This window comes from Leptolyngbya boryana PCC 6306 (genome assembly GCF_000353285.1).
GTDB classification, from domain to species: Bacteria; Cyanobacteriota; Cyanobacteriia; order Leptolyngbyales; family Leptolyngbyaceae; genus Leptolyngbya; species Leptolyngbya boryana.
Genome location: NZ_KB731324.1, coordinates 3,742,355 through 3,768,052 on the forward strand (window position 1 = coordinate 3,742,355; position 25,698 = coordinate 3,768,052).

Below are 25,698 nucleotides of genomic sequence, written 5' to 3' on the forward strand. Positions count from 1 at the left end.
CTATGAAACAGTCATCTAATGTAGAGAGTGCCCTGACTCAATTCCAGTTAGCGAACGCTTGGCACGCTCGAGGTCATCTGGAAGAAGCCTTGACGCGCTATCAAGAAACAATCCGACTCCATCCGAACTATGCGCCTGCCTATCAGCAGTTAGCCAATTTGATGCTCAAACAACGTCGGATGGAAGAAGCATTGCAGTACTACGAGCAAGCGCTGAGCTTAGATTTTGAGGCAACCGATCTATCGTTTTACTATCACTGTTTGGGTTTATCAGAACGTAAGAGTTCTTCTAGTCAAGCGGAAATTGTTTCAGCAGGAAACTCAAGCGTAATCAAGACAGAACATATATCCAGAGGCATGACCACTGGCAAAATTAGTCTTGGAAAACAACGAATTTTTGGGTTTCATCGTAGCGGCTGGAACTTTGCAGTTCAGGCACTGAGTCCGTTGCACAATCCTCATGGTGTTTTGTTTGATGGGTGTATAGAAAATCAGTTTCTATTTCAGCACAATGCGCGATCGCGATCCCGCCAAATTTTGGCAAAAATGAAAGCTGATGGTGTGTTTCAGTATCTCGCAACTTCAGAAGAAAAAGGAATTACGCCTTATCAAAAACCTTGGGTTGGGTTCTTCCACAATCCTCCTGCTATTCCCATTTGGTTTCACTATCACAATTCACTCCAAAGGCTATTTCAAAAGCAAATCTGGCAAGATAGTCTACCTCATTGCATTGGGTTGTTTGCCCTCTCGAACTATCATGCAGAATGGCTAAGAGAGCAGACAGGCAAGCCTGTTTCTGTGTTAGTTCATCCAACTGAAATTCCTGAAAAACAGTTTGATTTTCATCAATTCTTACAAAATCCACGTAAAAAGGTGGTGCAGATTGGATGGTGGCTCCGCAAATTGAACTCGATTTATCGACTCCCACTGGATAAAGATAATTCACTGGGCTATGAGAAAGTCAGGCTAGGTTTTTTGTTTGATGTAGCCGAAGATCTCATTACTAAGCTGATGCAGCAAGAAGCGAGAATTCATAAGATCGATGTTGATGAAGCATACTCAGAAAATACGACTGTTCTTCGACATCTCCCTAATGATGAGTACGATGATCTGTTAGCTGCCAATATCGCCTTTATCGATTTGTATGATGCCAGCGCGAACAATGCCGTTATTGAATGCATCGCTCGTGCAACTCCCCTGCTCGTCAATCCACTCCCGTCCGTGAAAGAATACTTGGGTGATGAGTATCCCATGTACTTCAACACTCTAGAAGAAGCCGCAGAAAAAGCGTTGGATACGTCCTTAATTCTTGAGACGCACCTTTACCTGAAGCATTGCGAAACCAGACAGAAACTCTCAGCAGATTACTTCCTGAATAGCTTTTGTAACAGTGAAGTTTATCGAATGATTTAATGAAAGGACAATTCTGATGACTGTTAATTTTCCGCTGGTTAGTGTGATTATTCCGGTTTACAATCGCGATCGCTATCTGGCTGAGGCGATTGATAGTGTTCTCGCTCAGACTTATCCAGCGATCGAGTTAGTTGTGGTTGATGATGGATCGAGCGATCGTAGTGCAGAGATTGCTCAGCGATATCTCCCAAATCTTGTTTACCACTATCAACCAAATGGTGGAATCAGCGCTGCTAGAAATACCGGAATTGGCTTAGCTCAAGGCGAATTTCTAGCCTTTCTTGATTCCGATGATATTTGGATGCCAGACAAGTTATCTCAACAAATGGAAGCCTTTACATCTGATCCAAATTTGGAGGCTGTGTTTGGCTATGTTCAACAGTTTTATAGTCCAGAGCTAGACGAAACGTTTCGGCAACGCATTCGCTGTCCGGAGCAGCCGAGTGCTGCTTATATTTCCAGCGCGATGCTGATTAAGCGATCGGCATTCCTGCGAGTCGGTGAGTTTGAAACCGAGTTAAAAACAGGAATCGATATAAGTTGGTATGCCCGCGCGGTCGAACAACAGTTGAGACAGCTCATGTTGCCCGACATTGTTTATCACCGGCGGCTGCACGAGACGAACAGTGGCATTACAGAACGTCAGCACGCGAATCAACGTCTCCATATTCTCAAAACGATGCTGGATCGACGGCGGCAGTCTAATCTCCCTCAAACGACTCAGGAAATCTAAGCATGCGCAACTTCTTTCAACCTCGCCCCAAGTCGGATCAGAAAACTGTTCTATTGACGGGAGCAGCCGGAACGATTGGGATGTCCTTGCAGCAACATCTAGGGGAAACCTATCACTTTCGTTGTCTCGATCGTAAACGTATTCCCCAGGTGCAAGATATGCAAGTGGTCAACATCGAAAACTTTAGAGCAGTGCTTAAGGCAATGCGAGGAGTCGATGCTGTGATCCATCTTGCAGCCAATCCTCGTATTGATCAGCCTTGGCAAGACGTTTATACGAGCGGTATTGGTGGCACATACAACGTCTTTGAAGCAGCTCGCCAAGCCGGAGTCAAGCAAATCATTTATGCCAGCACGAATCATGTTTCTGGCTGGCGAGAAGTGAAGCAAGAACCTCAGATCACGTCTGATCAACTGGTTCGCCCTGACTCGTTGTATGCAGTTGGCAAGGCATTTGGTGAAACGTTAGGGCAATTTTTTGTCGATCGATATGAAATGTCGATCGTTTGCCTTCGCATCGGAGCCTTTGTAGCCGAACCCAAACTTTACAGCCCTAACGATCGCATGCTGGCAGTCTGGTGTAGTCCACGGGATCTGGCTCAACTGGTACAGCGATCGCTAGAGCAAGATAATCTCGGCTTTCAGATTTTCTACGCTATTTCCGGCAATACTCGCCGCTATTGGGATATCAGCAATGCTCAAGCCTTGCTAGGATATGACCCTCAAGATGACGCTGAACGCTTGCTGACCGCTCTTAAATTGACTTAATCAGCGAGTCGCTGTGTTTTACGGGCAAGCGATGCTCTCAGGATTTTGATGGCACGATGAACGCTTTCACGCCATGCTTGCCAGGACAAATTCGCGCCATGAAGCCGTCTGAGAATCAGTGTTTCAGGAAGTGTGATGATAGGGATTTGAGCATCTCTGGCTCGACATAACCATTCGAGATCTTCACTGGCACGATAATCAGGCGAGAAATTCCCAATTTGACTAAACACAGTTCTGCGAACGACCAGCGTACTAGGAATGGGACTCTTGTGATCTTCAAGCCCAATTTCGGGTTGAAACCAGGATGGGAGCTGAGTTCCTGGTTCGATAAAATTTTTGATTTTCGTTGCGGTGATGCCAACATCCGGATTCTCTAACATATAGGCAATCTGAATACTGAGCTTATTGGGCTGCCAGACATCATCTGCATCTAAGAACGCAATGAATTCTCCTTGAGCCTCTGCGATCGCGCGATTACGAGCTACTGATACTCCCTGATTCGATTGATAGAAGTAACGCACTTCTGGATAAGCACGTACTACATCAGCCGTGTGATCCGTTGAACCGTCATCGACCACGATCGTTTCGAGCGGATGGTAACTTTGAGCGCGTACGCTATCCAACGTTGCTGCGATGAATTTTCCGTAGTTACAGGTGGGGATGATCACGCTTACTAAAGGAGAAGTGCTCATGATTGGTATTGCTTAGGGTCTAGTAACTGTCTTGATGTAACCAGTAGATTTCCCAAGGTTTATCTCGATTAAATGGATTTTTGATTTGCCGATATCCATTTGCCGATAGCAACTGAGAAAGGGATGCTCGAATTGAGTGATCGCATTCCAAGCTCAATGCCAAAAATCGATACTGATCAAACGGAAACACTTCTAAAACATCTAACTCGCTGCCCTCAATATCAAAAGCAGCATAGTCAATGATGTTAGGAGCCTGATGTTTCTTCAGCAGAGCTTCCAAAGTAGTTGCTTCTTTCTCGACAGATCTGCCTTTTTGAACCACTTCTTTTCCCTGATGCTTGACCTGTTCCAGATTAGATTTAATCCCGCTCAGATAGGGGCTTACCGTATCTTCGCTGCCTTCTATGAAGATGACGTTGCCAACTCGATTTGAGAGGCAAACTTTCTCACAAGTGCTATTGGGGCGATTGTCAACAAGCTGTTCAAAAAAATAGTCATTCGGTTCAACACAAATCCCTGTCCATCCGAACTCTTGTTCCAACACATAACAGCTACTGGCTGCTTTACCATTCGCGGCTCCGATTTCTAAGAAATAACCGTTTCGCTTGCCTGGAAACACATATTCAGCAATCCAACGATCGTTATTCGTTTCGTTATAGTATTGTCGCTGGGGTGGAAGTAGAGCGGGTGTAAATCGGGTCAGCCCATCAATCATTTTTCGCTGCAAAGCTCTCATCTCACTGCCTCATTTAAAGTGATGTCAGTAAATTCGCAATCACAGCGGGAATCTGGGCTACGTCCGTACCGAGTTCCAGAGCATAGCAAGGAACTTGCTTGACTAAGCTAGACATCATCTGGAATGCCGTTTTTCCACTACCTGCTAATTGGAACATTGTGCTGGGCGCAAGTGCTTTTAATGCCATTGCTGCTGTTGTCGGGCGCAAATGCGTGTCTGATTTTCCAGTTACTTGTGGAACTAATACCGCTTTAATCGGAAAGCCTGTGACGACTTTTTCAGGGCAGTGATGATTCAGAAAGAGCATTGCTTTTTCTGAATCTAGGCGATCGCGATTATTGACCCAAGGAGCCAACCGAGGAAATCGCTCTAAATCTTCTTGTCCCTTCAGTTTGGCAGTGTTGTAGAGACTATAAACATAGGGAGTCGGCTCCATCGAAAGCAGACAATAATCATCGCTGGCGTAAACGAGTGGACTATCGATGCAAGCGAGCGCAGTAGAAGATTTGCCAGACCCCCCTTTCCCTGCAAGCAAGACACCTCCATCTAGAGTGCCAACTGCTCCAGCATGAACATATTGCTTGTGATGATCGGTTGTCCACCAATTTAGAATCATTTGCAGAGGTGAACCCTTTTCCCAGTAGGGAATATTTTCGGCATCTTTAATCCAGTAACAGGCAAGATTTTGCTTGCGATCGAGCACGCTCAGAATGTTCGGTCCGATGTGAAAGTTGGAGCGAATGCGATCGCCATCGTATCCTTTGACTTCTTTGCGCGGTCCTAAGTGGCTCGTCCAATTGATCTCAAGCAGTTCGATGAGACTGCCAATCAGTAATGGCAATTGCGTTGAGGTAGAAGCACTATCCCAAATACAAATCGTGAGATCTGGATCTGCTACAGGTGAAGTCCCTAAGTGAGCAAGTGCAGGTGTGAGATAGGGAACTAATCCGTCTCCTGCAAACTGTAGACAAATCGTATATCCTCCAATTAGATAGAAGAACTTCACGATTCCAACAGCTTGAGCGGCTCGCTCAAATCCTGCATGAACCATCTGAAAATAGACGAGCTGTTCCTGTTCTTCTAATCTCAAAGCGGGTGGAGCTGAAGTAAGTTGCATAAGAGTGACTTAGTATCGGGGAACAAGAAGCGTTTTCAGAATTTGTCTACCTGGAAATGGGCGATGCCGAAGCTGAAATAAATACTGTTCTAAAGGTCGCATCACAGGTAAGCTTTGCGCTCTCAGCCACGGTTGCCACTCTCCTGCTAATACTTGATAGGTGGACAATTCCTCAGATAGGAGCGGCATCTGCACCAGCGTAGGCAGTACCCAGTTCGGTACATCTAACTCAAGGATTTGGTGCAACAGCGTCAGCGTATTTCGCAGGGGCAAGATCATACGATAGCGTTGTGCTTGAGTGATCAATCGTTGCCAGTCCAGATCGTCGCCAAATCTCTGGATCAGTAAAAATGCATCTGCGAGACCCTGAATGGTTTGTCCTCTTGCCTTCAAGAATGTCCTTGCACAGATTTCTAAAAGCTGATCGGTTGGATCGAGTAAGAATCCAGCGTTAGGAAGCGAGATGGCTCGCCGCCAAACCTGCTCATCTGTCTCATCTTGAGGGAATGCCCAAAATAGACGCGTCTGAATATAGAGGCTCTGCTGTTGCGCCTTGAATTGGATTGACAACTGTCCCGGAGTCGGTGCAGGGGCTTCCCAATCGAGAGCGGTAAGCGTCTTGAAGGTAGGGTCTAGCTGCTCTTGGCGGAGCAGCAAATGGAAGCTGGAGACAGGTAAATTGCTGCCGTGAAAATTGAGAGCAGCATCTCCGAGAACGATCGCATCAATTCCAGCTTCTGCCAAGGTTGCCAAAATGGTATGAAGCGATCGGATCTGAAGTTGATTAGCATACCAAGTGCGCCGATAAATCCCTTTCAGCCTTGCCATGTGAGGGTCTTCGACACCGTGCGCCAATAGAGTTTGGTATAGTTGCGGCAGGAGTGTAAAGGATGTTGAGTCTAAGGTTTCAATATCGACGCGAGCTTTCCACTGCTCCCAAGCGGTGAGTGCAGATTGACCCTTCAAAAGGGCTGCTTTTAACAGAAGCTCTTGTGTGAAAGTGAGACGATAGAATCCAAACTGGAAGATGTGTTTTTTGTGCTTCTCTGGTGAATTGTTCATGAGCGTTAGGCAGACTTGGCGTTAGGCCAGCCTACTTCTACATCGACTTCATGAATTGGATCGAGTAGGAGTAAGTCTTCCATGTCGGTGAACTTTTCCAATATCGGTTTTTCAAATTGAGGTTTGGAGGCAGAAGGTGCAATCGTTGTGGTGGGATTTGGCGAATCAAGCGTCGTGCCTTCGACTTTCAAGATCAGTTCTTCACGTATTAGATGGTCTAGAAACTCATCGACGGCTGTTGCAATATCCTCGTAGCTTGCTGCATAGGTTTGCGTGAGTTGATCAATGAGGTGAAGACGATCGCTGCCTTGCTCAAGACCACTCCAAACTTCTGCGCCTGTCTTAAGCAAGCTGTAGTAGTATCCTTTCTCTAAATTAACAATGACGACTTCTCCATCAATCGTTTCACAAACGACTTGCGGTGTATTGACCTGAAAGCTTATGTTCATTTTGAGGCTGATATGAATTACACAGGTGACTTGTTGCAGTTTTTACAGCGTCACAATCGAGCGTCAGGGGAAAAAAATCAAGACTTCATCAAAACTTCATCAAACGCTGCTAGTGGATTGTCGATTATGAAAGCTAGACATAATCAGCAGTATAGATACTTTTATTGTTGGCATCTTGTGATATTCAGAGACTGATGCAATCTCTTGATGCACATTTCTAAGACATTTCTTTAAATAGTACTCGGAACATGCTTTGTCCTTTTTTTAACTATGACGAGTTTTTAATTTAGGAATCGAATCGTTGATAATGCTGTGTACAAACCTCATGCAGTTAAAGTGATGACAATAAAATTAAAGATCAAACAGCAGATCGCAAAATACTTGCCAGGAAATTGCTTACAGGCAACAACACAATCGTTCAAAACCCTGTTTCCTAAGAATTTTCGTGTTACTTGCATTGCATCCGGGTTGAAATTTACAGAAGGTCCGCTGTGGTCTGCAGATTCACAATGTTTACTATTTAGCGATATTCCTGCTAATCGGATCTACAAATTTGCAGATGGACAATTAACGGTTTTTCGGGAGCCTAGTGGTAACGCGAATGGCTTGACGCGCGATCGACAAAGACGATTGATCACTTGTGAGGAAGGAAGCCGTCGTTTGACGCGGACAGAGCTAGATGGAACGATTACTGTGTTATGCGATCGCTTTGGTAACCAGAAACTCAACAGTCCTAATGATGTGATTGTGAAACAAGATGGCTCAATCTACTTTACTGATCCACCTTATGGAATTCAACCTGAGCAGCAAGAACAACCTGTTCAAGGAGTTTACTATCTATCAATTGATGGAATGCTGAAACTGGTTGTTCAAGATTTCATTGCACCGAATGGTTTAGCATTATCTCCAGATGAAAGGACGCTGTATATTGATGATTCGTCGGAACGCTGTCATATTCGTGCATTTGATGTGCAAGCGGATGGTTCTCTAACCGGCGATCGAGTTTTTTGCGCGATGAGTACTCCGGGAGTATCTGGGAATCCGGATGGCATGAAGGTTGACCAAGCCGGGCATCTCTATGCGACTGGACCTGGGGGAGTTTGGGTGTTTGAACCGGATGGAACTCATCTGGGCACGATCGTATTTCCAGAGCAGCCTTCTAACTGTGCTTGGGGTGATGCTGATTGGTGCAGCCTCTATGTTACGGCTTGTAGCTCTGTATATCGGATTCGTGTGAATATTCCAGGGATTCCAGTTCCTTAAGTTACCTATCTTGGAGTGGGCGTTACTGAACGGACAATTACTTCAACTTTTTCAGGCTTCTGATGCGGTGTAGTTGGGTAAGCGACATCTCCAGCAAAACGCAGCTGCTGATCGACTAAAATCCGGGCACGAATGACATAAGATATGTCTTCACGAATGCTAGAAGTATTGTAATTGAGCGAAAACGGGATCGGGACTTGTTTGCCTTTCGTTTCGACAGTTTGTTCTGCAAGAACTTCGATTGGTGCGTCAACCGATTCTAAAGTGACTTGTACGATCGCATCAGGCGGCAAAGCAATCCGCTCTCGATAAGTGACGTTGCCAGAGACGGTTGTAGAGGCTGGAGAGATCATTGTTCCGGTGCAAGCTTGATAAAATGGTCGATTGTTGTGCGTCAGTTCAGCTTGATCTCCTTTGCCAGAAAAGGTGTACTTGCCAGCTTGATATCGAATTCCAGAACCTGTGCGAACTTGGCGCAGGTTCAGAGATTGATTCTCGAAAGTCACGATCGCACGATTGCCAATAAATCTTGCTCGAAACTGCTTGCCCTCGCGACACTGAAACTCATAGATCCGAGCTTGTGCAGGCTGTTGTGCTTGAGCCGCGATCGCTGTTGTGAGGAACAAAAATGTTGCAAGTCCTATACCCTGGTTAAAAAATTTCATTGTCCTAAAGGTGAATGATATTGATTGATGAATACTCTTCATCACAATAGTTCCAAGCAAAGTTAATTTAACTGTGAGGCGGCGCTGATCTCCACTACGCGATCGTTTTCAAATCGAAACACTAAGGACGAAGCGTACTGATCGTTGGCATAAAACACTGCATTGTCTTCGTCGGCACTGGGCGTTCCGTAAATTCGTAAGACTTTGTTTCGGCGATCGCCGACGCGCACTCCTTCTAATGTTGCGAACTTTGAACTACGCGTTGTAATCGAATAAACTGTAGCATTCGGTTCTTGACGAACGCCCATTGGGACTTCAAAATGCACTTCCAGTTCTGGATATTTCCAGTAGAGCAAGGTTCCACAACAGGTTGAAGCTTGAGATGCCATTTGGGGTGGCTTGCCGAGTTTGCGTTCAACCTGAGACGCTTTCATACCCAGTTTGATGCCTGCAAGACCCATGCGAGCCATTGACATCTCTTTTGGTGGTGGTTGCACTGGAGCCGCGAGAGAAACTGAAGCGAGTGGAACTGCAACGAACGTCGTTGTGAGGAGAAGAATTGTAAATAGCGATCGAGAATGAGTCAGCATAATCAAAATTTCTGAAGGAGCTTAGTTTCTGCTTCAAGCCTAAAGCCATCATTCCTCAATTTTTTCGAGTGATTTCGACAAATCAGGTCGAGACTGAAAGATTAACAAAATCAAGAGAGTTTTTCGTCGATCGCACTTTTCATACTAAAAGTGATCACACAGCCTTGGAGGAAGATCTGTTGGAACGCTTGATTTTAGTGCTAGAAGAAAACCCAGAGCAGGCGATCCTGATTCAAAATGTCTTTCAACAGGATGAAGTTCCTTGTCGAGTCGAAGCGATCGCCGATGGTGCAAGCGCGATCGATTTCTTGTATCGCCGAGGCATTTACGAAAATGCTCCTCGCCCTGACTTAATTTTGCTGGATTTGGACTTGCCTGGAAAAACAGGTCATGAAGTCTTGAAAGAACTCAAATCCGATCCGCAGTTTAGAAGAATACCCGTGATCGTGCTGACCTTTTCTGAGAAGAAAGAAGACATCTTTCAAAGCTATGTTTTGCAAGGCAATAGCTATGTGATCGAATCTTCGGAACGCGATCGATTGACTGAAATTATTCAGCGAATTAAAGATTTTTGGTTAGGAATTGTAACCTTACCAGGAGAGTGAGCGCTCAGGATTGTTTGTGCTTTGATTGCAGAGTCCTAAATTTTATAAGCTCAGAAATCTAATTAAAAAAACTGGCGATTTTAATTAACGATCTTGCTGAAATTCCTGCGCTATGCTCGGACGTGGAACGTAGGGGTAGATGTGGCAATTCACAGAGGCAGGAAAAGATTATGACTGACTTAAATTTAGATACTCAATCAAGCAGTTTAATCAGCTTGAAGCAACCTTCCATTCATCGCCTTACCCAGGTTCAACCTCATGGCATCCTGCTCGTGTTAAAGGAGCCAGAGTTAATTATTTTGCAGGCAAGCCGCAATACGACTTCTCTGTTAAAAATGGATGCTGAATCATTGCTCGGAAAAGCGATCGATGAAATTCTCGACTCTTTCCAAGTTGAACGAATCCGAGCCGGATTATCCGCAGACAATCTTGACTTTATTAATCCAACGAGAATTTGGATCAAACGAAATGGCGATGACTATGCTGTATTTGATGCTGTATTCCATCGCAGCGCAGACGGCTTTTTAGTTCTAGAGTTAGAACCTGCTTTGACAGAGGAAAACATTCCATTTCTGAGCTTTTATCATCTTGCAAAAGCTTCGATTAGCCAGCTCGAAGCAACGTCTAATCTTCAGGATTTTTGTCAAATTATTGTCCGCGAAGTTCGCAAAGTCACCGGATTCGATCGAGTGATGCTTTATCGCTTTGACCATGATGGACATGGCGAAGTGGTTGCAGAAGAAAAAATTGCAGAACTTGAATCCTACTTTGGGCTACATTTCCCTGAATCCGATATCCCGCAACCCGCTCGGAAAATGTTCTTGTCTAACTGGATTCGCGTGATTCCAGATGCTCACGCCGAACCTGTTGCCCTCTATCCGGCAAATAATCCACTGACCTACCAGCCAACCGATTTAACCCTGTCCATTCTTCGCAGTCCTTACGCGTGCCACACTGAATATCTGCACAATATGGGAGTTGGAGCATCGTTGACCATCTCCTTGATGAAAGACCAAAAGCTTTGGGGCTTGATTGCTTGTCATCATCGCACTCCCAAACCTGTGCCGTATGAATTGCGGAAAGCCTGCGAATTTTTAGGGCGTGTGATCTTTGCAGAAATCTCGACTCGCGAAGAAACGGCAGACTATACCTATCGAATGCGCCTTGCACAGGTACAATCTGCCTTGGTTGAAGCGATGTCTGAAGCAAGTAACTTTATTGAGGGTCTGACACAATCCGAGCCGAATTTACTCGATCTCGCAGATGCAACAGGTGCAGCAATTTGTTTTGGTGGACGCTGGACGACTTTAGGGCAAACCCCCTCTGAAGAAGAACTGAATTATCTGGTTCAATGGCTTGCGAAGAACAATGATGACGAGGTGTTTTACACTCAATCTCTGCCGCTGATTTACTCTGATGCGGAGCGATTTAAGCATGTGGCGAGTGGATTACTCGCGATTCCAATTTCTAAGCGGAGCTATGTCCTCTGGTTCCGTCCAGAAGTGATTCAAACTGTGAACTGGGGAGGCGATCCAAATCATGCGTATGAGCTTAAAGAATCCGGAGACGATCGTCGTTTATGCCCCCGTAAATCCTTTGAACTTTGGAAAGAGACAGTACGGCTCAATTCCTTGTCATGGAAGCCTGTCGAGATTCAAGCTACATTGGAATTGCGAAAAGCGATCGTCAACATTGTCCTCAAGCAAGCTGAAGAACTCGCACTCCTAGCTCAGGATTTAGAGCGATCGAATGCTGAATTGAAGAAGTTCGCCTATGTTGCTTCGCATGACTTGCAAGAGCCACTCAATCAAGTCGCGAACTATGTGCAGCTTCTCGAAATGCGCTACCACGATGCGCTAGATCAAGATGCCACTGAGTTCATCGATTTTGCTGTCGAAGGCGTGAGCTTAATGCAGACGTTGATTGATGATGTCTTGGTTTACTCGAAGGTTGATCTCAAAGGCATTGAATGGCAACTGACTCATTCTGAAGCGGCGCTGACTCATGCACTCAGTAACCTCAGAGGACGCATTGCCGAGACGGAAGCGACTGTAACGTATGATCCGATGCCTCAAATTGTGGCAGATGGAACTCAGTTGATGCAGCTCTTCCAGAATCTCATTGGGAATGCGATTAAATTTAGAGGCACAGAACCACCGAAGGTTCATATCGGCGCGCAACGGCAAGAAGATACTTGGCTGTTCTCAGTGCGCGACAATGGCATTGGCATCGATCCGCAATTTAGCGATCGCATCTTTGTGATCTTCCAACGCTTGCACACCCGCGATGAATATCCTGGCTCTGGAATGGGACTCGCAATCTGTAAGAAGATTGTCGAATGCCATCGAGGTCGGATTTGGGTCGAATCCAATGTCAATCAAGGCGCAACCTTCTACTTCACCATTCCCGTCGGAGGACGAGATGCCGGAAAGAAAACGCATCTTTCTCATCGAAGATAATCGAGGCGACATTCGGCTCATCCAAGAAGCGCTGAAAAGCACAGCGACAGAATGTGATGTGATTGTTGCTCGCGATGGCATGGAAGCGATGCAGATCCTTCAGGCTCAAGATCCTTACCCGGATTTGATTCTGTTGGATCTGAACTTACCAAAAAAAGATGGGCGGGAAGTGCTAGCAGAGATCAAAGCTGATCCTTTGCTCAAGCATATTCCCGTGGTTGTTCTGACCACTTCGCGCAATGAAGAAGACATTCATAAAAGCTACGATTTGCATGTCAATTGCTACATTGCTAAATCTCGAAATTTACCCCAACTATTTAAGATTATTCAGGGGATTGAGGAATTTTGGTTAGAGACTGCGACATTACCTATCAGAACTGGTTAGAGAAGCCTTCTGTGCAGGTGCTGCTTGTAGAGGATAGTGCTCCAGAAGTGCGCCTGCTCCAAGAAATTCTCAAAAGCACGATTCTGACTCGATTTGAGCTTGTCCCAGTACAGCGCATGTCAGATGCGATCGCACAGTTAAAATCGACTCATTTTGATATCGTTTTACTTGATTTGACTTTACCTGATAGCACTGGACTCGATTCTGTGAGTAACTTAACCTCTCAGTTTCCCAGTGTTGCGATCGTTGTTCTGACGAATACCAATGATGATGATCTAGCAATCAATGCAGTTCGACATGGCGCTCAGGACTATTTGATGAAGCGTCAACTCAATCCGGATACATTGATTCGCTCGATGCGATATGCGATCGAGCGAAAACAAGCCGCAGAAGCATTGCGGGAGGCAAATGAAATCTTAGAGCAACGCGTTCAAGAACGTACCGCAGAACTCAAGCAAGAGATTGAAAGATGTCAAAAAATCCAAGCCCGATTAGAACTCGCTCAAAAAGCTGCGAAAACTGGAACCTTTGAATGGAATCTACAAACGAACGAGATTAATTGGACAGCCGAGGCTGAAGCACTTTATGGTCTAGCTCCGGGAAGTTTTGCTGGGAGCTATGAGCATTGGATTGAGCTACTTCATCCTGACGATCGAACTAAGATTGAGATTGAAGATCAGCAAGCTCTCGATACTGAATTCCGAATTCTGCACCCTGACGGAAGTCTGCGCTGGATTGCGGTACAAAGTAGCCTTGTGGCTCAACCGCTGCGAATGCTTGGCATTCAAATGGACATTACCGAGAAAAAGCAGCTCGAAGCCCAATTTCTCAGAGCACAAAGACTCGAAAGTTTAGGTACTCTAGCAGGTGGAGTGGCGCATGATCTCAACAATATTCTCACGCCCATTTTGGCAGTCACTCAGATTCTGCCGCTGAAGCTTCCCAATCTCGACGATCGCAATCGCTACCTCTTAAAGACGGCTGAAACGAGCGCGCGGCGCGGCGCGGACTTGGTGAAGCAAATTCTCTCGTTTGCAAGAGGAGTCGAAGGACATCGCGTCAGTTTGCAATTGAGTCATGTTCTGCGTGAGGTGCAGCAAATCATTCAGCAGACTTTACCTAAATCGATCGACATTCATACCAATATTGCTTCTGACCTTTGCACGATTACAGGTGATGCAACCCAGATCCATCAGATTCTAATGAATCTCTGTGTGAATGCGCGGGATGCCATGCCTGAAGGTGGAACTCTAACGCTGCAGGCTGAGAACATTGAAATTGATCATGCGATCGCGCGGTTACATCTTGATGCTCACGTGGGTTCTTATGTGGTCATCACTGTCACAGATACCGGAACGGGCATTTCGCCAGAAAATCTCAATCGGATCTTTGATCCATTCTTCACGACGAAAGAGATCGGAAAAGGTACAGGTTTAGGACTTTCTGCTTTACTAGGCATTGTTAGAAGCCATCATGGATTTGTTGATGTTCAAAGTCAGTTTAATCAAGGGAGTCAGTTCAAAATTTATCTGCCTGCGGATTGCTCAAAAGAGTGTCCTTCAGAGGAGACACTACAGTCTCTATCAGGTCAGCAAGCTTGGGTACTAGTCGTGGATGATGAGCAGGCAGTCTGTGATACTTTACAAGCGATGCTATTGGCTCATGAGTATCAGGTTGTTGTCGCAAAAGGGGGGACAGAAGCGATCTCACTGTTGACCGAACATTCAGAGATTCAAACTGTGATCATGGATCTGATGATGCCGACATTAGATGGATGGGCAACGTTACCTTTACTACGGCGAGTGAACGGAGAAATTTATGCGATCGCGATGAGCGGACTTGCATCCACTGAAATTGTGACTCAAGCTGAAAGACGTGGCTTTCAAGGATTCTTACAAAAACCATTTACGACTCAAGATCTGCTGAAAGTACTCGCTCAACAACAACAGCAATTGTCGTTTTTGGTGTAGTCCGAAGCTAGAGTAGTGCTGAATTAGGTGGGAGTAGGGAGTGGGGAGTTGTTTCTTTGCTAGCTCCCTACTCTTGTTAATCGCTTACTTTTGGAAATGTTGAAATCCTTGGTCCAAGCTCAAAGTGCGATCGCTAAATTCCCCGGAACTATCAATCAATCGCACTGCTAAATCAGAAGTAATTTGACCCACGATCGCTGAGCCGCTTACTTGCTCGACCCAAAGCTTCGCTTCTTCTTGTGGCAAACATAAAACAAGCTGAAAATCCTCACCGCCGTACAATGCCCATTCCATTGCTTTTTCAGGAGTAACCCACTGTTTCAAAGCTGGATCAATTGGGATTAAAGCTCGATCGAGCTTTGCTCCGACTCCACTCATCCGACAGATTTGTAGGACTGCATCTGCTAAGCCATCACTACTATCCATTCCAGACACGCGGCTCGTCAGTTGAGGAATATCAAATCGCGGAATTGGATATTGATGTGCGCGAATTAATGAGGCTCTCTCTGGTGCAGGGTCAGAATGTAAGAGCATTTCTAATCCTGCACGGGACGACCCATGAAATCCGGTCACAAAGATGGCATCTCCGGGCTGAGCGGTCGATCGCTGAATCACACGATTCGGATCAACCTGACCAAATGCAGTAATCGCAACCGTAATCACAGGCGATCGACATAAATCTCCACCGACCAAGGCTCCCCCGTATTGATTCAGACAATCCGCCATACCTTGATAAAGCTTTTCCACCCATTCTACGGGGGTTGTTTTTGGGAGACCTAATCCAACCGTTATGCCGAGCGGTGAAGCTCCCATTGCAGCCAAATCAGAGAGATTTGCCGCGATCGCTCTCCAACCTGCGGCTTCGGGCGGCGTCGTACGATCGCTAAAATGCACGCCATCGACTAAAACATCGGAAGTAATCACAATCGATTTTCCAGGTTCAGTCGGCAGAACCGCAGCATCATCTCCCACGACCGCACGAGGACAAAAAGCTTGAACTCGTTTTAATAATCCTTGTTCGCCAATATCTTGAACGGTAAGCGTCATAGTGTCGAATTAATCCCGCGATGATGATATCAAAGAACTCACGATCGCAAACGCCTTTGTCAGTCCTAATCTCTCGGCTTACTCACGAGAATCCGCCAAGTTACAAACACTGTCACCGCAACGAAAGACCAAAACACTAAAGCATCCTGCCAATTTTCTAGAAAACCAATGTGATCTGACACGATCGCTCCTCTGTACTTTTAGAATTAATTCTATCCCGGTGAAAAACGACATATACGCAGATCGCTAAAAATAAGGCTGGAGTTCTAAAATGAGCAGATTTCAACATGCGATCGTGATTGGCAGTGGAATGGCAGGATTGTTAGCAGGCAGGGTTTTAGCAAATCACTTCGAGCAAGTGACGATCGTGGAACGAGATCGGTTTCCCGATGCACCTCAGCCCCGAAATGGTATGCCTCAATCTCGGCACTTACACGTTCTGTTAATGCGCGGACAGTTAATTCTCGAAGCATTGTTTCCAGGACTACGCGATCAGTTGATTCAAGCTGGCGCAGTATCCTTAAATCCTTCAGGCGATGTGGCATTGTTTAGTGCGTTTGGGTGGCTCCCCCGGTACGAATCGAACTTAGTCCAAATCTCAATGAGCCGAGATTTACTGGATTGGACAATTCGACAACGATTAGAGCAAGTCGAAAATGTACAATTTCTGCCAGAATCTCAGGTCACAGGACTGATTGCAACTAAAGACGGACAAGGAATTGCTGGCGTTAAAATTCAAGACCAATCTCTCTATGCAGATTGGATTGTAGATGCGAGTGGACAAACTTCCAAAACGCCGCAATGGCTCAAAGCTTTAGGATATGAACCTCCAGCAGAAATGTTTGTCAATGCCTTTATTGGATATTCGAGTCGCATCTATCGGCTGCCCGCGGGCGTTCGAGCCGATTGGAAAGGCATCTTTATTGCCTGTTCGCCTCAAGGTGCAACGAGAGGGGGCATACTTTTCCCGATCGAAGGCGATCGCTGGTCAGTCGGACTGTCTGGAGCAGAACGAGATTATCCGCCGACGACTGAAGCAGAGTTTCTAAAGTTTGCAAAAACCTTGGTCAGTCCTGAGATCTATGAGGCAATCAAAGAGGCAGAACCCTTAACGCCAATTTACGGGTTTCGGAAAACTGAAAATCGATTGCGACGGTATGAGAAAATGCAGCACCAACCTGAGAATTTCGTCGTGCTCGGACATGCAGCCTGTACGTTTAATCCAATTTATGGACAGGGTATGACGGTTGCAGCGCTCAGCGCCCAAACTTTGGATCGGTGTTTCACACAACATCGATCGAGTTCACTAAAAGGTCTGGCTCGAAAAATTCAAAAAGAGGTCGCGAAGGTACAAAATCAGCCTTGGACGTTTGCGATTAATCAGGATTATCGCTACAGCAGTGCTGAAGGGCTAAAGTCCCAAGGACTGAATCGATTGCTCGATCTGTATTTCGATCATCTCGGTCAATTGATGACGCAGAAAAAAGAGATTTATCAAGCGTTCTTAGAAGTCATGCACATGCTTAAACCTGCTTCAAGTCTGTTTCAACCAGGGATTGCAATTCAAGTGCTAGGACAAGCACTGCGATCAACAGCAGCGAGAGAAACAAATAAAAAAGAGACAATTGAACCTTCAACTGTCTCTAATAATGCTTAGGGGATGTTTGATAAAAGGATCATTCGTCGCCTCTACCCGCCCTGGAATTCCATTCCGGGGCGAGATAGACTGGAGCGAAGAAACTGTCGATACTTTTCAACCACTCTTTTAGGCTCGATCGCCCAAATTCCTATTCTTCATCTAGGGTTTCGTCATCATCCATTAGCTCGTGCTCATCCACTTGACCCACTGAATTCGCTGACACCTGCGCGCCCATCTCTAGCTTTTCACGCACCTGCACTTCAACTTCTTTGGCAATCTCTGGACGCTCTTCGAGATACTTAATGGCATTATCTCGACCTTGACTGATATTCTCGCCCTTGTAGCTATACCATGCGCCTTTACGGACAATCACATTGGTCTCTTCCGCCAAATCGACCAAACATCCAAGCGTAGAGATTCCCTTACCAAAAATGATGTCAAATTCTGCAATTCGGAACGGAGGCGCAACCTTGTTTTTTGCCACCTTCACTTTCGCACGGGTTCCAAACTCTTCGGTTCCCTTCTTCAGTGTTTGAATTCGACGAATATCCAGTCGTACCGAAGCGTAGTACTTCAGAGCTTGACCACCTGTGGTCGTTTCTGGGCTACCGTAGGTCACGCCAATCTTTTGCCGCAACTGGTTAATAAAAATCACCGTACAGCCCGATTTGCCGATGTTTCCGGTGATTTTCCGTAAGGCTTGGCTCATCAAACGGGCTTGCAGACCCATGTGCGAATCACCCATCTCGCCTTCAATTTCAGCCCGAGGAACCAACGCTGCAACCGAGTCCACGACGACCACATCAACGGCAGTCGATCGTACAAGCTGATCCACGATTTCCAATGCCGATTCACCCGTATCTGGCTGAGAAATCAAGAGATTTGCAATATCGACACCCAAAGCTGCTGAGTAGCTCGGATCAAGCGCGTGTTCAGCATCGACATAGGCTGCAATCCCACCCGACTTTTGCACTTCTGCAACTGCATGAAGCGCCAGCGTCGTTTTACCCGAACTTTCAGGGCCGTAAATCTCGATCACTCGACCTTTCGGCAAGCCGCCACCGAGCGCCAAATCCAGCGTCAAGGCTCCCGTTGGAATCGTTTCTACTTTCATCCGGGTGGCATCGCCTAGGCGCATAATACTGCCTTTCCCGAAGTTGCGCTCGATCTGGGTGAGCACGAGATTTAGGGCTTTTTGCTTATCGGTCGTTTCTGTTGTTGTTGTTTTACTTGCCATTAGCGCCTCAGAAAGTAGGTGTGAAAAATATGTGGGGCAAACGGGAGGGAATGAATCCAAACTTGATCAAGGGGGCAATTGTACCCGATGCGCTTTGATCTATCATCTTATTCCCAAAATTTGTAGCATGGAGATCTGGAATTGCTCTCTCTAGGGTAACGAGTATGACCTCGAAACTGCCGAATTTATTGGTTCCGGATTCCGCCCTATCTGTGGCGGATTTAACGGCTTACATTCAATCGCTGATCGAGCAGGATGATCAACTGCGTCAGGTTTGGTTAACCGGAGAGGTTTCGAGTGCAACTCGATATCGCAGCGGTTTGTTTTTTACGCTGCAAGATCCAGCGGCCAAGGCGGTGATTCAGTGTGTGGTTTGGAGTAGTCAATTGCATAAGTTGACGACGATCCCAGCGCCGGGAGAACAGTTGATTGTGCTCGGTCGGGTGCATGTACAGCCGCACCGGGGCAGTTATCAGTTGGTGGTCTGGCAGGCACTTCCGGGTGGGGAAGGTCTGCGTGCTTTGCGATCGCGTCAACTCAAAGACCGTCTAGAAGCAGAAGGGCTGTTTGATGTCGATCGCAAACGCCCAATTCCATCTCATCCTCAAACTGTGGCGGTGGTGACTTCACCGCAAGCCGCCGCTTGGGGAGACATTCAAAGAACGCTCAAACGACGGTATCCAGGTCTTCGGGTGCTGTTTTCCCCTGCATTAGTGCAAGGTGATCAGGCTCCCAGCGCGATCGTCAATGCGATCAGGCGAGTGGAGCGAGATGGCAGAGCGGATGTACTAATTCTATCACGAGGAGGCGGTGCGATCGAAGATATGGCTTGTTTTAATGACGAAAATGTGGTGAGAGCGATCGCAAACTGCTCAATTCCAGTAATTGCGGGCATCGGACATCAAAGAGACGAGTCGTTGGCGGATTTAGCAGCCGATGTTTTTGCACATACGCCAACTGCGGCGGCAGAACAGGCAGTGCCTTGTTTGGCGGATTTGTATGAGATTCATTTAGAGCGATCTGAGGCATTAAGCTCAGCCATGGCGAGGTACATGATGATCGCTCAGGATCGATTGGTGGGATTGCGCGATCGCATGTCTCGCTTGAAGCTCGATCGGGCATTAAAACAGGAAATGCAAGTCGTATCCTGGTTGCAGCAGCGATTAATTCATTCGACGCAAAGACGATTTCAATCCGCATCGCAGCATTGTCAGATGCTTCAAGAAAAATTAACAACGCTTGATCCGCAAGCCGTTTTGCAGCGAGGATATGCGGTCGTCCGTTCTGCGAAAGGAATTGTGCGATCTGCCAAAGATGTAAAAATTGGAGATAACTTGACAATTCAACTCGGACAAGGAGAAATTGAGGTGTACGTCAATAGTGTATTGAATACATCAGCCCAACCGAATCCAGAACAACTATAAATAAGGAAAGCCCACTTGCAAATGACGAATGGCTAATTCTTCTCGCTTCAACCCTTCTAAAACATTGAATCAACTCTCTACGGACACTTGGAACTATGAGCAGACCGTGGCACGAGTTGAGGAGATTTTGACGCGAATTGAATCCGGCGAATTGGAATTAGCGGCTGTGTTTGAAGAGTTTTCGACGGCTGTAGAGTATTTGCGGCAGTGTGAAACATTTCTGGCAGAGCGTCAGCGTCAGGTAGATTTGCTCATCGAAACCTTGACTGACGAAGCTGAGTTTTAAAGAATCTTCTCTCCCATCGGCTGGCAAAACGGTTGAACCCCTGTTTTCAGGACGTAAATTGCAACTGGAACCGCAAGCCGCATGGGTAGCTGAGTTTGAGACACGATTGTATCCACCAACTCGCCGGACAAACCATCTTCTAACTTTTCTTTAATATCTGCCTCACAGAGAATATGCCGCCAGCGCTTTGCCAATCCATCGATCCAGCGCTCATTTTCTTCAGGAAGCTGTCCTGATTTGATCGCCAGAGCAATTGCTGCATCTTCAAGATCTCCGTCGCAATCTTCAATCACGTCTAAAGCTGCTAAAGCAGTCGGGTGATCTGAAAGCTGTTCGCGGAAAAACTCAAGATCTGCTGGCGAAACAATAATCGACATGGGCTAGTCCTGAAAAACTCAATTCCGATGTTAGCTTATTCACAAGCTCTCAAGGCATCTAAATCGGCTGAAACGATTTTGTCTAGATTGCGGGTAATTTTTTGGATATCCCAATTCCACCAAGCGATCGACAATAGCTCTTGCACGACTTCATCTGAGAATCGCTGTCGAATTGGTTTTGCGGGATTGCCTCCAACGATCGTATAAGCAGGAACGTCTTTCGTGACGACCGATTTCGCAGCCACGATCGCGCCGTCTCCAATCTGAACTCCCGGCATAATTATCGCTTCATAACCCAACCAAACATCATTGCCAATCACCGTATCGCCTTTATATGGAAGCTCTTGAGGAACTGGTGTGACTGTCTCCCATCCATTGCCAAAGATGTTAAACGGATAAGTTGAGAAGCCAGAGAGCTTATGATTTGCGCCATTCATGATGAACTTGACTCCTGTTGCAATGGCGCAGAACTTACCGATGATTAAGCGATCGCCAATAAAGTCAAAGTGGTAGAGAACATTGCGCTCAAAGTTTTCAGAGTCTTCTGGATCATCGTAGTAGGTGTAATCGCCAATGATGATATTGGGATTCTGAACGGTATTTTGAATGAAGCAGATTTGGGGAAATCCCTTCATCGGGTGCTTGTCTTTCGGATCGGCTCCGTACATCGGCGATCTTCCTATGAATTGAGTCAAACTGTTCTTGGTTTCTATTCTAGAAGCGATCGCTGGTCTGAATCAGTAGGATGCAGCATCTCAAAAAAACGCTATGCTTCTAGTGCAAGTGATCTGTTTTTTGAGATGTTAGATCTGACAAAACTCGCTCAACAAATGCAAGGCATTAGCCAACAGTTGACCCTCGAAGCAACGGCAACTCGACAACGCCTCGATCGAGCACAATTGCTAATGGCGCAAGCAAATGAGCGACAAGCAGATCTCGTGCAAATGCAAGAACTATGGCGCGATCGCTTAAATTTCACCGCAGCGATGCCACTCGAATCCCTCGACACTCGCATTGAGATTGCTGCACCTCCGGCTGCTCATACGGTGATTGCCACCGATGGTTCTCAAATCGCACCCAGTCATCATGAAATTGCTTATTGCTATTTGATCAATGTGGGACGGATCATTTTGCACTATGGGCAAAGCAAGTTACCTTTACTCGATAGCTTGCCAGAAGTCTTTTATCGCCCTGAAGATCTCTATGTTTCTAGGCAATGGGGAATTCGCACCGAGGAGTGGATGGGCTATCAAAGAACTGCTTTAGAAGCGCAAATTCTAGCAGAGTTAGCACAAGCTCTAACTGATGAAATGGAAGCTCCAACACTCGCGCTTACAGATGGTTCTTTGATTTACTGGTTTTTGGAACAGTTACCTGCTGAAGCACGCGATCGTATTCTGGCTCCCATCCTAGCCGCATGGGATCAATTAAGAGCGATTTCCGTGCCGCTAGTTGGTTATATCAGTGCTTCTCGCAGCGGAGAAGCTTTGAATTTCTTAAGGCTGCAAAGCTGTCCTTACCTCGCACCGGACTGTATGACGCATTGTAGTGAAGTCGTCGATCGTGCGCCTTGCCAAGTCCTCGATCCACTTAAAGATGCAGCTTTGTGGGCAATTAGGCTAGAACCGGGACAACGTAGTCCCTTATGGAAGAGTTCGGCTCGAATTCAGGAATTTTATGGCGATCATGCGATTCATTTCTGCTATGTGAATGTTGGTAGTGAAATTGCGCGGGTGGAAGTTCCGGCTTGGGTTGCAGCCGATGAGGATATGTTGCAATCTGCATTGAGTTTAGTATTGGGTCAGGTACAGAAAGGATATGGATATCCCGTGGCGCTGGCAGAGGCGCATAATCAAGCTGTTGTACGCGGCGGCGATCGCGCTCGATTCTTTGCACTTCTCGAACAGCAGATGATCAAAGCTGGATTGCGCAATGTCGGCACGTCCTACAAAGAAACTCGAAAGCGGGGCAGTATCGCTTGAGTGTGTTTTTTCTTGAAGCCAAGAGTCGTTTGATTTTCCCTGAAACTTGAAATTGGTAAAGTAAGGTTGCATCCTGTTTGGTTGAGCGAATGCAATTCACTTTTCATCCTGCTGAAGATTTCAGCGATCTCAAACGGTTTGGCAGAATTTTGTCGCAGTGCTTTGATGCGCCACTTTCAGATGAGCCTACTTATCTCAGTCGAATTGGAGTAGAGAATACTCGGCTTTTATGGGCAGACCAAGAAGTGATCGGAGGATTGGGATTGCTCAATTTAGGGCAATGGTACAACCGAGTGAACTTGCCGATGGTTGGAGTCGCAGCCGTGGGCATTGCTCCAGAATGGCGAGGACAAGGCAGCGCGATCGCGCTATTAAAATCGACGTTGCAAGAACTGCATGATCGAGAAGTGCCTCTCTCTGTCTTATTTTCTGCGGCTCAACCTTTGTATCGAAAAGTCGGATATGAGCAAGCTGGAGCTTTTTGCATTTGGGAAGTGGATACGGCGAGCATTCAACTTCACTCGCAAGAATTGCCAGTCCGATCGTTAAGTTTAGATTCTCCTCTGTTTGCTACACTATACAATCAGCAAGCCCAACGAAATCAAGGGTTTCTCGATCGCAATTCTGTCATTTGGTCGAATCTCTATAGCTTTGATGCAAAATCTCCAACGTATGCTTATCAAATTGGAGAAGAAGGCTATATTACCTTTCAGCAAAACCAAGGACGGTTGATTGTCAAAGATTGGGTTTTACTGTCACCTGCTGCGATGCGGCAGTTCTGGGCGTTTTTATCACATCATCGATCGCAAATCGATCGCATTGAATGGAAAAGCTCACCCATTGATGTTCTTAGTTTATGTCTGCCGGATCAAACTGCTAAAATCAAATCCTTGAGTCGGTGGATGCTACGGATTGTGCACCTTAAACAAGCACTAGAACAGCGGAGCTATCCGAATTCAATCGAAACTGAACTCCATCTCAATGTTCACGATTCCCTATTTTCAAGCAATCATGGCTTATTTACGCTGAGTATTGCCAAAGGGAAAGGAACCTTGACCCCAGGGGGCAAAGGTGAGCTACAGCTCAGCATTAATGCACTTTCTCCCCTGTATACAGGATTGTTAACCGCAGAGCAACTCGCTTGCTCATACCAACTGAACGGAACTGCAACTGCGATCGAGACTGCAACCTCTCTCTTTTCGAGTCCGCTTCCCTGGATGCCTGATGCATTTTAATTCTCAGTCAAGCTGTAAGCCGGAGTCGCAAATTAGAATTCTGCTTGCCGATTTTAATGGATAGACGATTAAAAACCGCAGATTTCATCACAAAGATAGATGAATTTAGTGTTTAATACGCTAGTGTCTATCTTTGTTGACGGTTTTCGATTATACCTCCACAATGCAAGGTAGTTTGTAATCAGGGTAATCACAAAACCATATCCACGTCTTGATGTAATGTCTTCACATTGATGTAATGTCTTCACAGGTGGTCATTCAATTTATGCCTCGCGATATCGCCCAACTTCTAAAACCCCTTGAATCTGGGCTAATCGTATCTTGCCAAGCACCCGCAGATTCACCCTTAAATCACCCGACGATCATTGCTGCGATCGCAGAATCTGTGGTTGCCCAAAATGCAGTTGCCGTTCGGATTGATACGCCAGAACGAGTTACTGCTGTCCGGCAGCGGATTTCGGCTCCAATCTTGGGTCTCTGGAAGCAGAAGATTCCAGGATATGAAGTTTATATCACGCCTAGGTTTGAACAGGCTCAAGCACTAGCAGAAGCTGGAGCCGATTTTATTGCGATCGATGCGACCTTGCGCGATCGACCTGAACCCATTGAAATCTTGATCCAGAGGATTCATCAGGAACTCGGTAAGCTTGTGGTCGCGGATATTGATAGCTTGGAATCTGCGATCGCAGCGATTCAAGCTGGGGCAGACATGATTGCCACGACCATGTACGGATTTACGCCAGCGACAGAAGGCTGTTCACCGCCAGCTTTTGATCTGTTAGCTGAGATTCTCGAGAAATCAAATGTACCTGTTATTTGTGAGGGCAAAGTCAATTCGCCGGAACTTGCAAGACAAGCGATCGATTTAGGTGCATATGCAGTTGTTGTGGGAACGGCAATTACGGGGATTGAAGCTCATGTGCAAGCGTTTGATGCTGCGCTGCGAAAGAAGATTCCAGCGCTTTTAATCGAGCGAAATGACACGTATCATTTTGCACTGTTTACTCAGGAGCATCCTTCCTACCGTAACTATGTGCGATCTAAGTTGCGGCAATATAATCCTGAAACGACATCAGCGAATGGCTACTTTGATCAAAGTGCATTACGAGGATTGCCAATTGAAATTTTCTTGTTAGACGATCGCGATAAAGTCAAAGCAGGCTTAGTGAGTTTAACTCGCTGGAATTGGCTATTGATTGAGGCGCTATGGGTTGAAGAATCAATTCGGAGACAAGGGTTTGCAAGCCAATTGATGCATTTAGCAGAGCAGGAAGCGAGACGCAGAGGCTGCACCGAAGCGCTACTCGATACGTTTAGTTTTCAAGCCAAGGAGTTTTATGAAAAGCTTGGCTATGAAATGTTTGCTCAAGTTGATGATTATCCTTCTGGATATAGCTTCTTTCAATTGAAAAAAGAGCTATGAAAAAAGGCGTAATCATTACGCCTTCAGCAGCTTCAAATCAGTTGTGAAGTAAGGCGTGGAGAGTAGGGAATCTAGAGTGATGCTCTAATTCCCTACCCTCCACCCTTTCTAGCAGTGACGACTCAAACAGGAGCGCGATCGCT

Annotated in this window: 25 protein-coding genes; 14 read left to right on the forward strand and 11 right to left on the reverse strand. The window is 46.2% G+C overall.

All coding sequences use genetic code 11. The features are described 5' to 3' along the window. The first annotated feature begins 2 nt into the window (after positions 1 to 2). The 3 genes from LEPBO_RS0118820 to LEPBO_RS0118830 are packed head-to-tail and all read left to right on the forward strand — an operon-like array spanning position 3 to position 2,912. Positions 3 to 1,412, forward strand: a complete 1,410-nt coding sequence (locus LEPBO_RS0118820) for a tetratricopeptide repeat protein (RefSeq protein ID WP_017289122.1) — start codon at positions 3 to 5, stop codon at positions 1,410 to 1,412. Positions 1,413 to 1,428: 16 nt separating this feature from the next. After that, the gene (locus tag LEPBO_RS0118825; protein WP_017289123.1) at positions 1,429 to 2,145 is read left to right on the forward strand and encodes a glycosyltransferase family 2 protein; all 717 of its coding nucleotides are present in this window, start codon (positions 1,429 to 1,431) and stop codon (positions 2,143 to 2,145) included. Positions 2,146 to 2,147: 2 nt separating this feature from the next. Continuing rightward, a complete protein-coding gene (locus LEPBO_RS0118830; RefSeq protein ID WP_017289124.1) occupies positions 2,148 to 2,912 on the forward strand; it encodes an NAD-dependent epimerase/dehydratase family protein in 765 nt (254 codons plus the stop codon). Here the strand turns inward: LEPBO_RS0118830 and LEPBO_RS0118835 are convergent. The 5 genes from LEPBO_RS0118835 to LEPBO_RS0118855 are packed head-to-tail and all read right to left on the reverse strand — an operon-like array spanning position 2,909 to position 6,968. Next, complete coding sequence (locus LEPBO_RS0118835) at positions 2,909 to 3,604, reverse strand: glycosyltransferase family 2 protein (RefSeq protein ID WP_017289125.1); 696 nt, start codon at positions 3,602 to 3,604, stop codon at positions 2,909 to 2,911. The two genes, LEPBO_RS0118830 and LEPBO_RS0118835, sit on opposite strands and share 4 nt — an antisense overlap. A gap of 19 nt (positions 3,605 to 3,623) precedes the next feature. Beyond that, positions 3,624 to 4,340 (reverse strand): FkbM family methyltransferase, encoded by a 717-nt coding sequence (locus LEPBO_RS0118840; RefSeq protein WP_017289126.1) that lies wholly within the window; start codon positions 4,338 to 4,340, stop codon positions 3,624 to 3,626. A gap of 13 nt (positions 4,341 to 4,353) precedes the next feature. Then, positions 4,354 to 5,457: a phosphoenolpyruvate carboxykinase (ATP) gene (locus LEPBO_RS0118845; RefSeq protein WP_017289127.1), complete on the reverse strand. Its 1,104-nt coding sequence runs from the start codon at positions 5,455 to 5,457 to the stop codon at positions 4,354 to 4,356. A gap of 9 nt (positions 5,458 to 5,466) precedes the next feature. Next, positions 5,467 to 6,519: a nucleotidyltransferase family protein gene (locus tag LEPBO_RS0118850; RefSeq protein ID WP_017289128.1), complete on the reverse strand. Its 1,053-nt coding sequence runs from the start codon at positions 6,517 to 6,519 to the stop codon at positions 5,467 to 5,469. A gap of 5 nt (positions 6,520 to 6,524) precedes the next feature. Then, entirely contained in the window at positions 6,525 to 6,968 is a 444-nt protein-coding gene (locus LEPBO_RS0118855; protein ID WP_017289129.1) for a PqqD family protein, read from the reverse strand. A 339-nt stretch (positions 6,969 to 7,307) separates the two neighbouring features. Between LEPBO_RS0118855 and LEPBO_RS0118860 the strand changes: the two genes are divergently transcribed. Beyond that, positions 7,308 to 8,231 (forward strand): SMP-30/gluconolactonase/LRE family protein, encoded by a 924-nt coding sequence (locus tag LEPBO_RS0118860; RefSeq protein WP_051077807.1) that lies wholly within the window; start codon positions 7,308 to 7,310, stop codon positions 8,229 to 8,231. Between the two features lie 5 nt (positions 8,232 to 8,236). On the opposite strand, the gene LEPBO_RS40175 is transcribed toward LEPBO_RS0118860, so the two are convergent. After that, positions 8,237 to 8,896, reverse strand: a complete 660-nt coding sequence (locus LEPBO_RS40175) for a YbaY family lipoprotein (RefSeq protein WP_017289131.1) — start codon at positions 8,894 to 8,896, stop codon at positions 8,237 to 8,239. A 62-nt stretch (positions 8,897 to 8,958) separates the two neighbouring features. After that, the gene (locus tag LEPBO_RS0118870; RefSeq protein ID WP_017289132.1) at positions 8,959 to 9,486 is read right to left on the reverse strand and encodes a hypothetical protein; all 528 of its coding nucleotides are present in this window, start codon (positions 9,484 to 9,486) and stop codon (positions 8,959 to 8,961) included. A 179-nt stretch (positions 9,487 to 9,665) separates the two neighbouring features. Here LEPBO_RS0118870 and LEPBO_RS0118875 point away from each other — a divergent pair, with 179 nt between their 5' ends. The 4 genes from LEPBO_RS0118875 (at position 9,666) to LEPBO_RS0118890 (ending at position 14,905) form a co-directional block, all read left to right on the forward strand. Continuing rightward, on the forward strand, positions 9,666 to 10,091 hold the full coding sequence (locus LEPBO_RS0118875) for a response regulator (protein WP_197693253.1): 426 nt from the start codon (positions 9,666 to 9,668) through the stop codon (positions 10,089 to 10,091). Positions 10,092 to 10,261: 170 nt separating this feature from the next. Further along, positions 10,262 to 12,550, forward strand: coding sequence for a sensor histidine kinase (locus tag LEPBO_RS0118880; RefSeq protein WP_017289134.1), 2,289 nt, complete (start codon positions 10,262 to 10,264; stop codon positions 12,548 to 12,550). Beyond that, a complete protein-coding gene (locus LEPBO_RS0118885) occupies positions 12,513 to 12,935 on the forward strand; it encodes a response regulator (protein ID WP_017289135.1) in 423 nt (140 codons plus the stop codon). Before LEPBO_RS0118880 ends, LEPBO_RS0118885 begins: the two co-directional genes overlap by 38 nt. After that, positions 12,896 to 14,905: a hybrid sensor histidine kinase/response regulator gene (locus LEPBO_RS0118890; RefSeq protein WP_026148760.1), complete on the forward strand. Its 2,010-nt coding sequence runs from the start codon at positions 12,896 to 12,898 to the stop codon at positions 14,903 to 14,905. The genes LEPBO_RS0118885 and LEPBO_RS0118890 overlap by 40 nt, the downstream gene beginning before the upstream one ends. Before the next feature lie 84 nt (positions 14,906 to 14,989). Here the strand turns inward: LEPBO_RS0118890 and thiL are convergent, their stop codons facing one another. Further along, entirely contained in the window at positions 14,990 to 15,952 is a 963-nt protein-coding gene (gene thiL, locus LEPBO_RS0118895) for a thiamine-phosphate kinase (RefSeq protein ID WP_017289137.1), read from the reverse strand. Between the two features lie 271 nt (positions 15,953 to 16,223). Here thiL and LEPBO_RS37540 point away from each other — a divergent pair, with 271 nt between their 5' ends. Then, positions 16,224 to 17,609, forward strand: coding sequence for an NAD(P)/FAD-dependent oxidoreductase (locus LEPBO_RS37540; protein WP_017289138.1), 1,386 nt, complete (start codon positions 16,224 to 16,226; stop codon positions 17,607 to 17,609). A gap of 130 nt (positions 17,610 to 17,739) precedes the next feature. Here the strand turns inward: LEPBO_RS37540 and recA are convergent, their stop codons facing one another. Beyond that, positions 17,740 to 18,828 (reverse strand): recombinase RecA, encoded by a 1,089-nt coding sequence (gene recA / locus LEPBO_RS0118905; protein ID WP_017289139.1) that lies wholly within the window; start codon positions 18,826 to 18,828, stop codon positions 17,740 to 17,742. A gap of 164 nt (positions 18,829 to 18,992) precedes the next feature. On the opposite strand from recA, the gene xseA reads away from it, so the two are divergent. Further along, positions 18,993 to 20,252 carry an exodeoxyribonuclease VII large subunit gene (gene xseA / locus LEPBO_RS0118910; RefSeq protein ID WP_017289140.1) on the forward strand — a complete coding sequence of 420 codons (1,260 nt, stop codon included), beginning with the start codon at positions 18,993 to 18,995 and terminating at the stop codon, positions 20,250 to 20,252. A 28-nt stretch (positions 20,253 to 20,280) separates the two neighbouring features. Next, positions 20,281 to 20,538: an exodeoxyribonuclease VII small subunit gene (gene xseB / locus LEPBO_RS0118915; RefSeq protein WP_017289141.1), complete on the forward strand. Its 258-nt coding sequence runs from the start codon at positions 20,281 to 20,283 to the stop codon at positions 20,536 to 20,538. Here the strand turns inward: xseB and LEPBO_RS0118920 are convergent. Beyond that, on the reverse strand, positions 20,535 to 20,915 hold the full coding sequence (locus tag LEPBO_RS0118920) for a hypothetical protein (protein WP_017289142.1): 381 nt from the start codon (positions 20,913 to 20,915) through the stop codon (positions 20,535 to 20,537). The two genes, xseB and LEPBO_RS0118920, sit on opposite strands and share 4 nt — an antisense overlap. 35 nt (positions 20,916 to 20,950) lie before the next feature. Next, positions 20,951 to 21,583 (reverse strand): Vat family streptogramin A O-acetyltransferase, encoded by a 633-nt coding sequence (locus LEPBO_RS0118925; protein ID WP_017289143.1) that lies wholly within the window; start codon positions 21,581 to 21,583, stop codon positions 20,951 to 20,953. Between the two features lie 132 nt (positions 21,584 to 21,715). Here LEPBO_RS0118925 and LEPBO_RS0118930 point away from each other — a divergent pair, with 132 nt between their 5' ends. From LEPBO_RS0118930 to LEPBO_RS44475, 3 genes are all read left to right on the forward strand, one after another. Beyond that, the gene (locus tag LEPBO_RS0118930; RefSeq protein ID WP_026148761.1) at positions 21,716 to 22,897 is read left to right on the forward strand and encodes a DNA double-strand break repair nuclease NurA; all 1,182 of its coding nucleotides are present in this window, start codon (positions 21,716 to 21,718) and stop codon (positions 22,895 to 22,897) included. Positions 22,898 to 22,986: 89 nt separating this feature from the next. Next, complete coding sequence (locus tag LEPBO_RS0118935) at positions 22,987 to 24,132, forward strand: GNAT family N-acetyltransferase (protein WP_017289145.1); 1,146 nt, start codon at positions 22,987 to 22,989, stop codon at positions 24,130 to 24,132. Between the two features lie 238 nt (positions 24,133 to 24,370). After that, positions 24,371 to 25,555, forward strand: coding sequence for a putative N-acetylmannosamine-6-phosphate 2-epimerase (locus LEPBO_RS44475; RefSeq protein ID WP_148664731.1), 1,185 nt, complete (start codon positions 24,371 to 24,373; stop codon positions 25,553 to 25,555). Positions 25,556 to 25,698 lie beyond the last annotated feature (143 nt).

What these genes read in the sequence shown, in the direction of transcription:
- LEPBO_RS0118820 (WP_017289122.1), top strand. Translation starts at nt 3, where the DNA reads ATGAAACAGTCATCTAATGTAGAGAGTGCCCTGACTCAATTCCAGTTA.
- LEPBO_RS0118825 (WP_017289123.1), top strand. Translation starts at nt 1,429, where the DNA reads ATGACTGTTAATTTTCCGCTGGTTAGTGTGATTATTCCGGTTTACAAT.
- LEPBO_RS0118830 (WP_017289124.1), top strand. Translation starts at nt 2,148, where the DNA reads ATGCGCAACTTCTTTCAACCTCGCCCCAAGTCGGATCAGAAAACTGTT.
- LEPBO_RS0118835 (WP_017289125.1), bottom strand. Translation starts at nt 3,604, where the DNA reads ATGAGCACTTCTCCTTTAGTAAGCGTGATCATCCCCACCTGTAACTAC.
- LEPBO_RS0118840 (WP_017289126.1), bottom strand. Translation starts at nt 4,340, where the DNA reads ATGAGAGCTTTGCAGCGAAAAATGATTGATGGGCTGACCCGATTTACA.
- LEPBO_RS0118845 (WP_017289127.1), bottom strand. Translation starts at nt 5,457, where the DNA reads ATGCAACTTACTTCAGCTCCACCCGCTTTGAGATTAGAAGAACAGGAA.
- LEPBO_RS0118850 (WP_017289128.1), bottom strand. Translation starts at nt 6,519, where the DNA reads ATGAACAATTCACCAGAGAAGCACAAAAAACACATCTTCCAGTTTGGA.
- LEPBO_RS0118855 (WP_017289129.1), bottom strand. Translation starts at nt 6,968, where the DNA reads ATGAACATAAGCTTTCAGGTCAATACACCGCAAGTCGTTTGTGAAACG.
- LEPBO_RS0118860 (WP_051077807.1), top strand. Translation starts at nt 7,308, where the DNA reads ATGACAATAAAATTAAAGATCAAACAGCAGATCGCAAAATACTTGCCA.
- LEPBO_RS40175 (WP_017289131.1), bottom strand. Translation starts at nt 8,896, where the DNA reads ATGAAATTTTTTAACCAGGGTATAGGACTTGCAACATTTTTGTTCCTC.
- LEPBO_RS0118870 (WP_017289132.1), bottom strand. Translation starts at nt 9,486, where the DNA reads ATGCTGACTCATTCTCGATCGCTATTTACAATTCTTCTCCTCACAACG.
- LEPBO_RS0118880 (WP_017289134.1), top strand. Translation starts at nt 10,262, where the DNA reads ATGACTGACTTAAATTTAGATACTCAATCAAGCAGTTTAATCAGCTTG.
- LEPBO_RS0118885 (WP_017289135.1), top strand. Translation starts at nt 12,513, where the DNA reads ATGCCGGAAAGAAAACGCATCTTTCTCATCGAAGATAATCGAGGCGAC.
- thiL (WP_017289137.1), bottom strand. Translation starts at nt 15,952, where the DNA reads ATGACGCTTACCGTTCAAGATATTGGCGAACAAGGATTATTAAAACGA.
- LEPBO_RS37540 (WP_017289138.1), top strand. Translation starts at nt 16,224, where the DNA reads ATGAGCAGATTTCAACATGCGATCGTGATTGGCAGTGGAATGGCAGGA.
- recA (WP_017289139.1), bottom strand. Translation starts at nt 18,828, where the DNA reads ATGGCAAGTAAAACAACAACAACAGAAACGACCGATAAGCAAAAAGCC.
- xseA (WP_017289140.1), top strand. Translation starts at nt 18,993, where the DNA reads ATGACCTCGAAACTGCCGAATTTATTGGTTCCGGATTCCGCCCTATCT.
- xseB (WP_017289141.1), top strand. Translation starts at nt 20,281, where the DNA reads ATGGCTAATTCTTCTCGCTTCAACCCTTCTAAAACATTGAATCAACTC.
- LEPBO_RS0118920 (WP_017289142.1), bottom strand. Translation starts at nt 20,915, where the DNA reads ATGTCGATTATTGTTTCGCCAGCAGATCTTGAGTTTTTCCGCGAACAG.
- LEPBO_RS0118925 (WP_017289143.1), bottom strand. Translation starts at nt 21,583, where the DNA reads ATGTACGGAGCCGATCCGAAAGACAAGCACCCGATGAAGGGATTTCCC.
- LEPBO_RS0118930 (WP_026148761.1), top strand. Translation starts at nt 21,716, where the DNA reads ATGTTAGATCTGACAAAACTCGCTCAACAAATGCAAGGCATTAGCCAA.
- LEPBO_RS0118935 (WP_017289145.1), top strand. Translation starts at nt 22,987, where the DNA reads ATGCAATTCACTTTTCATCCTGCTGAAGATTTCAGCGATCTCAAACGG.
- LEPBO_RS44475 (WP_148664731.1), top strand. Translation starts at nt 24,371, where the DNA reads ATGTCTTCACAGGTGGTCATTCAATTTATGCCTCGCGATATCGCCCAA.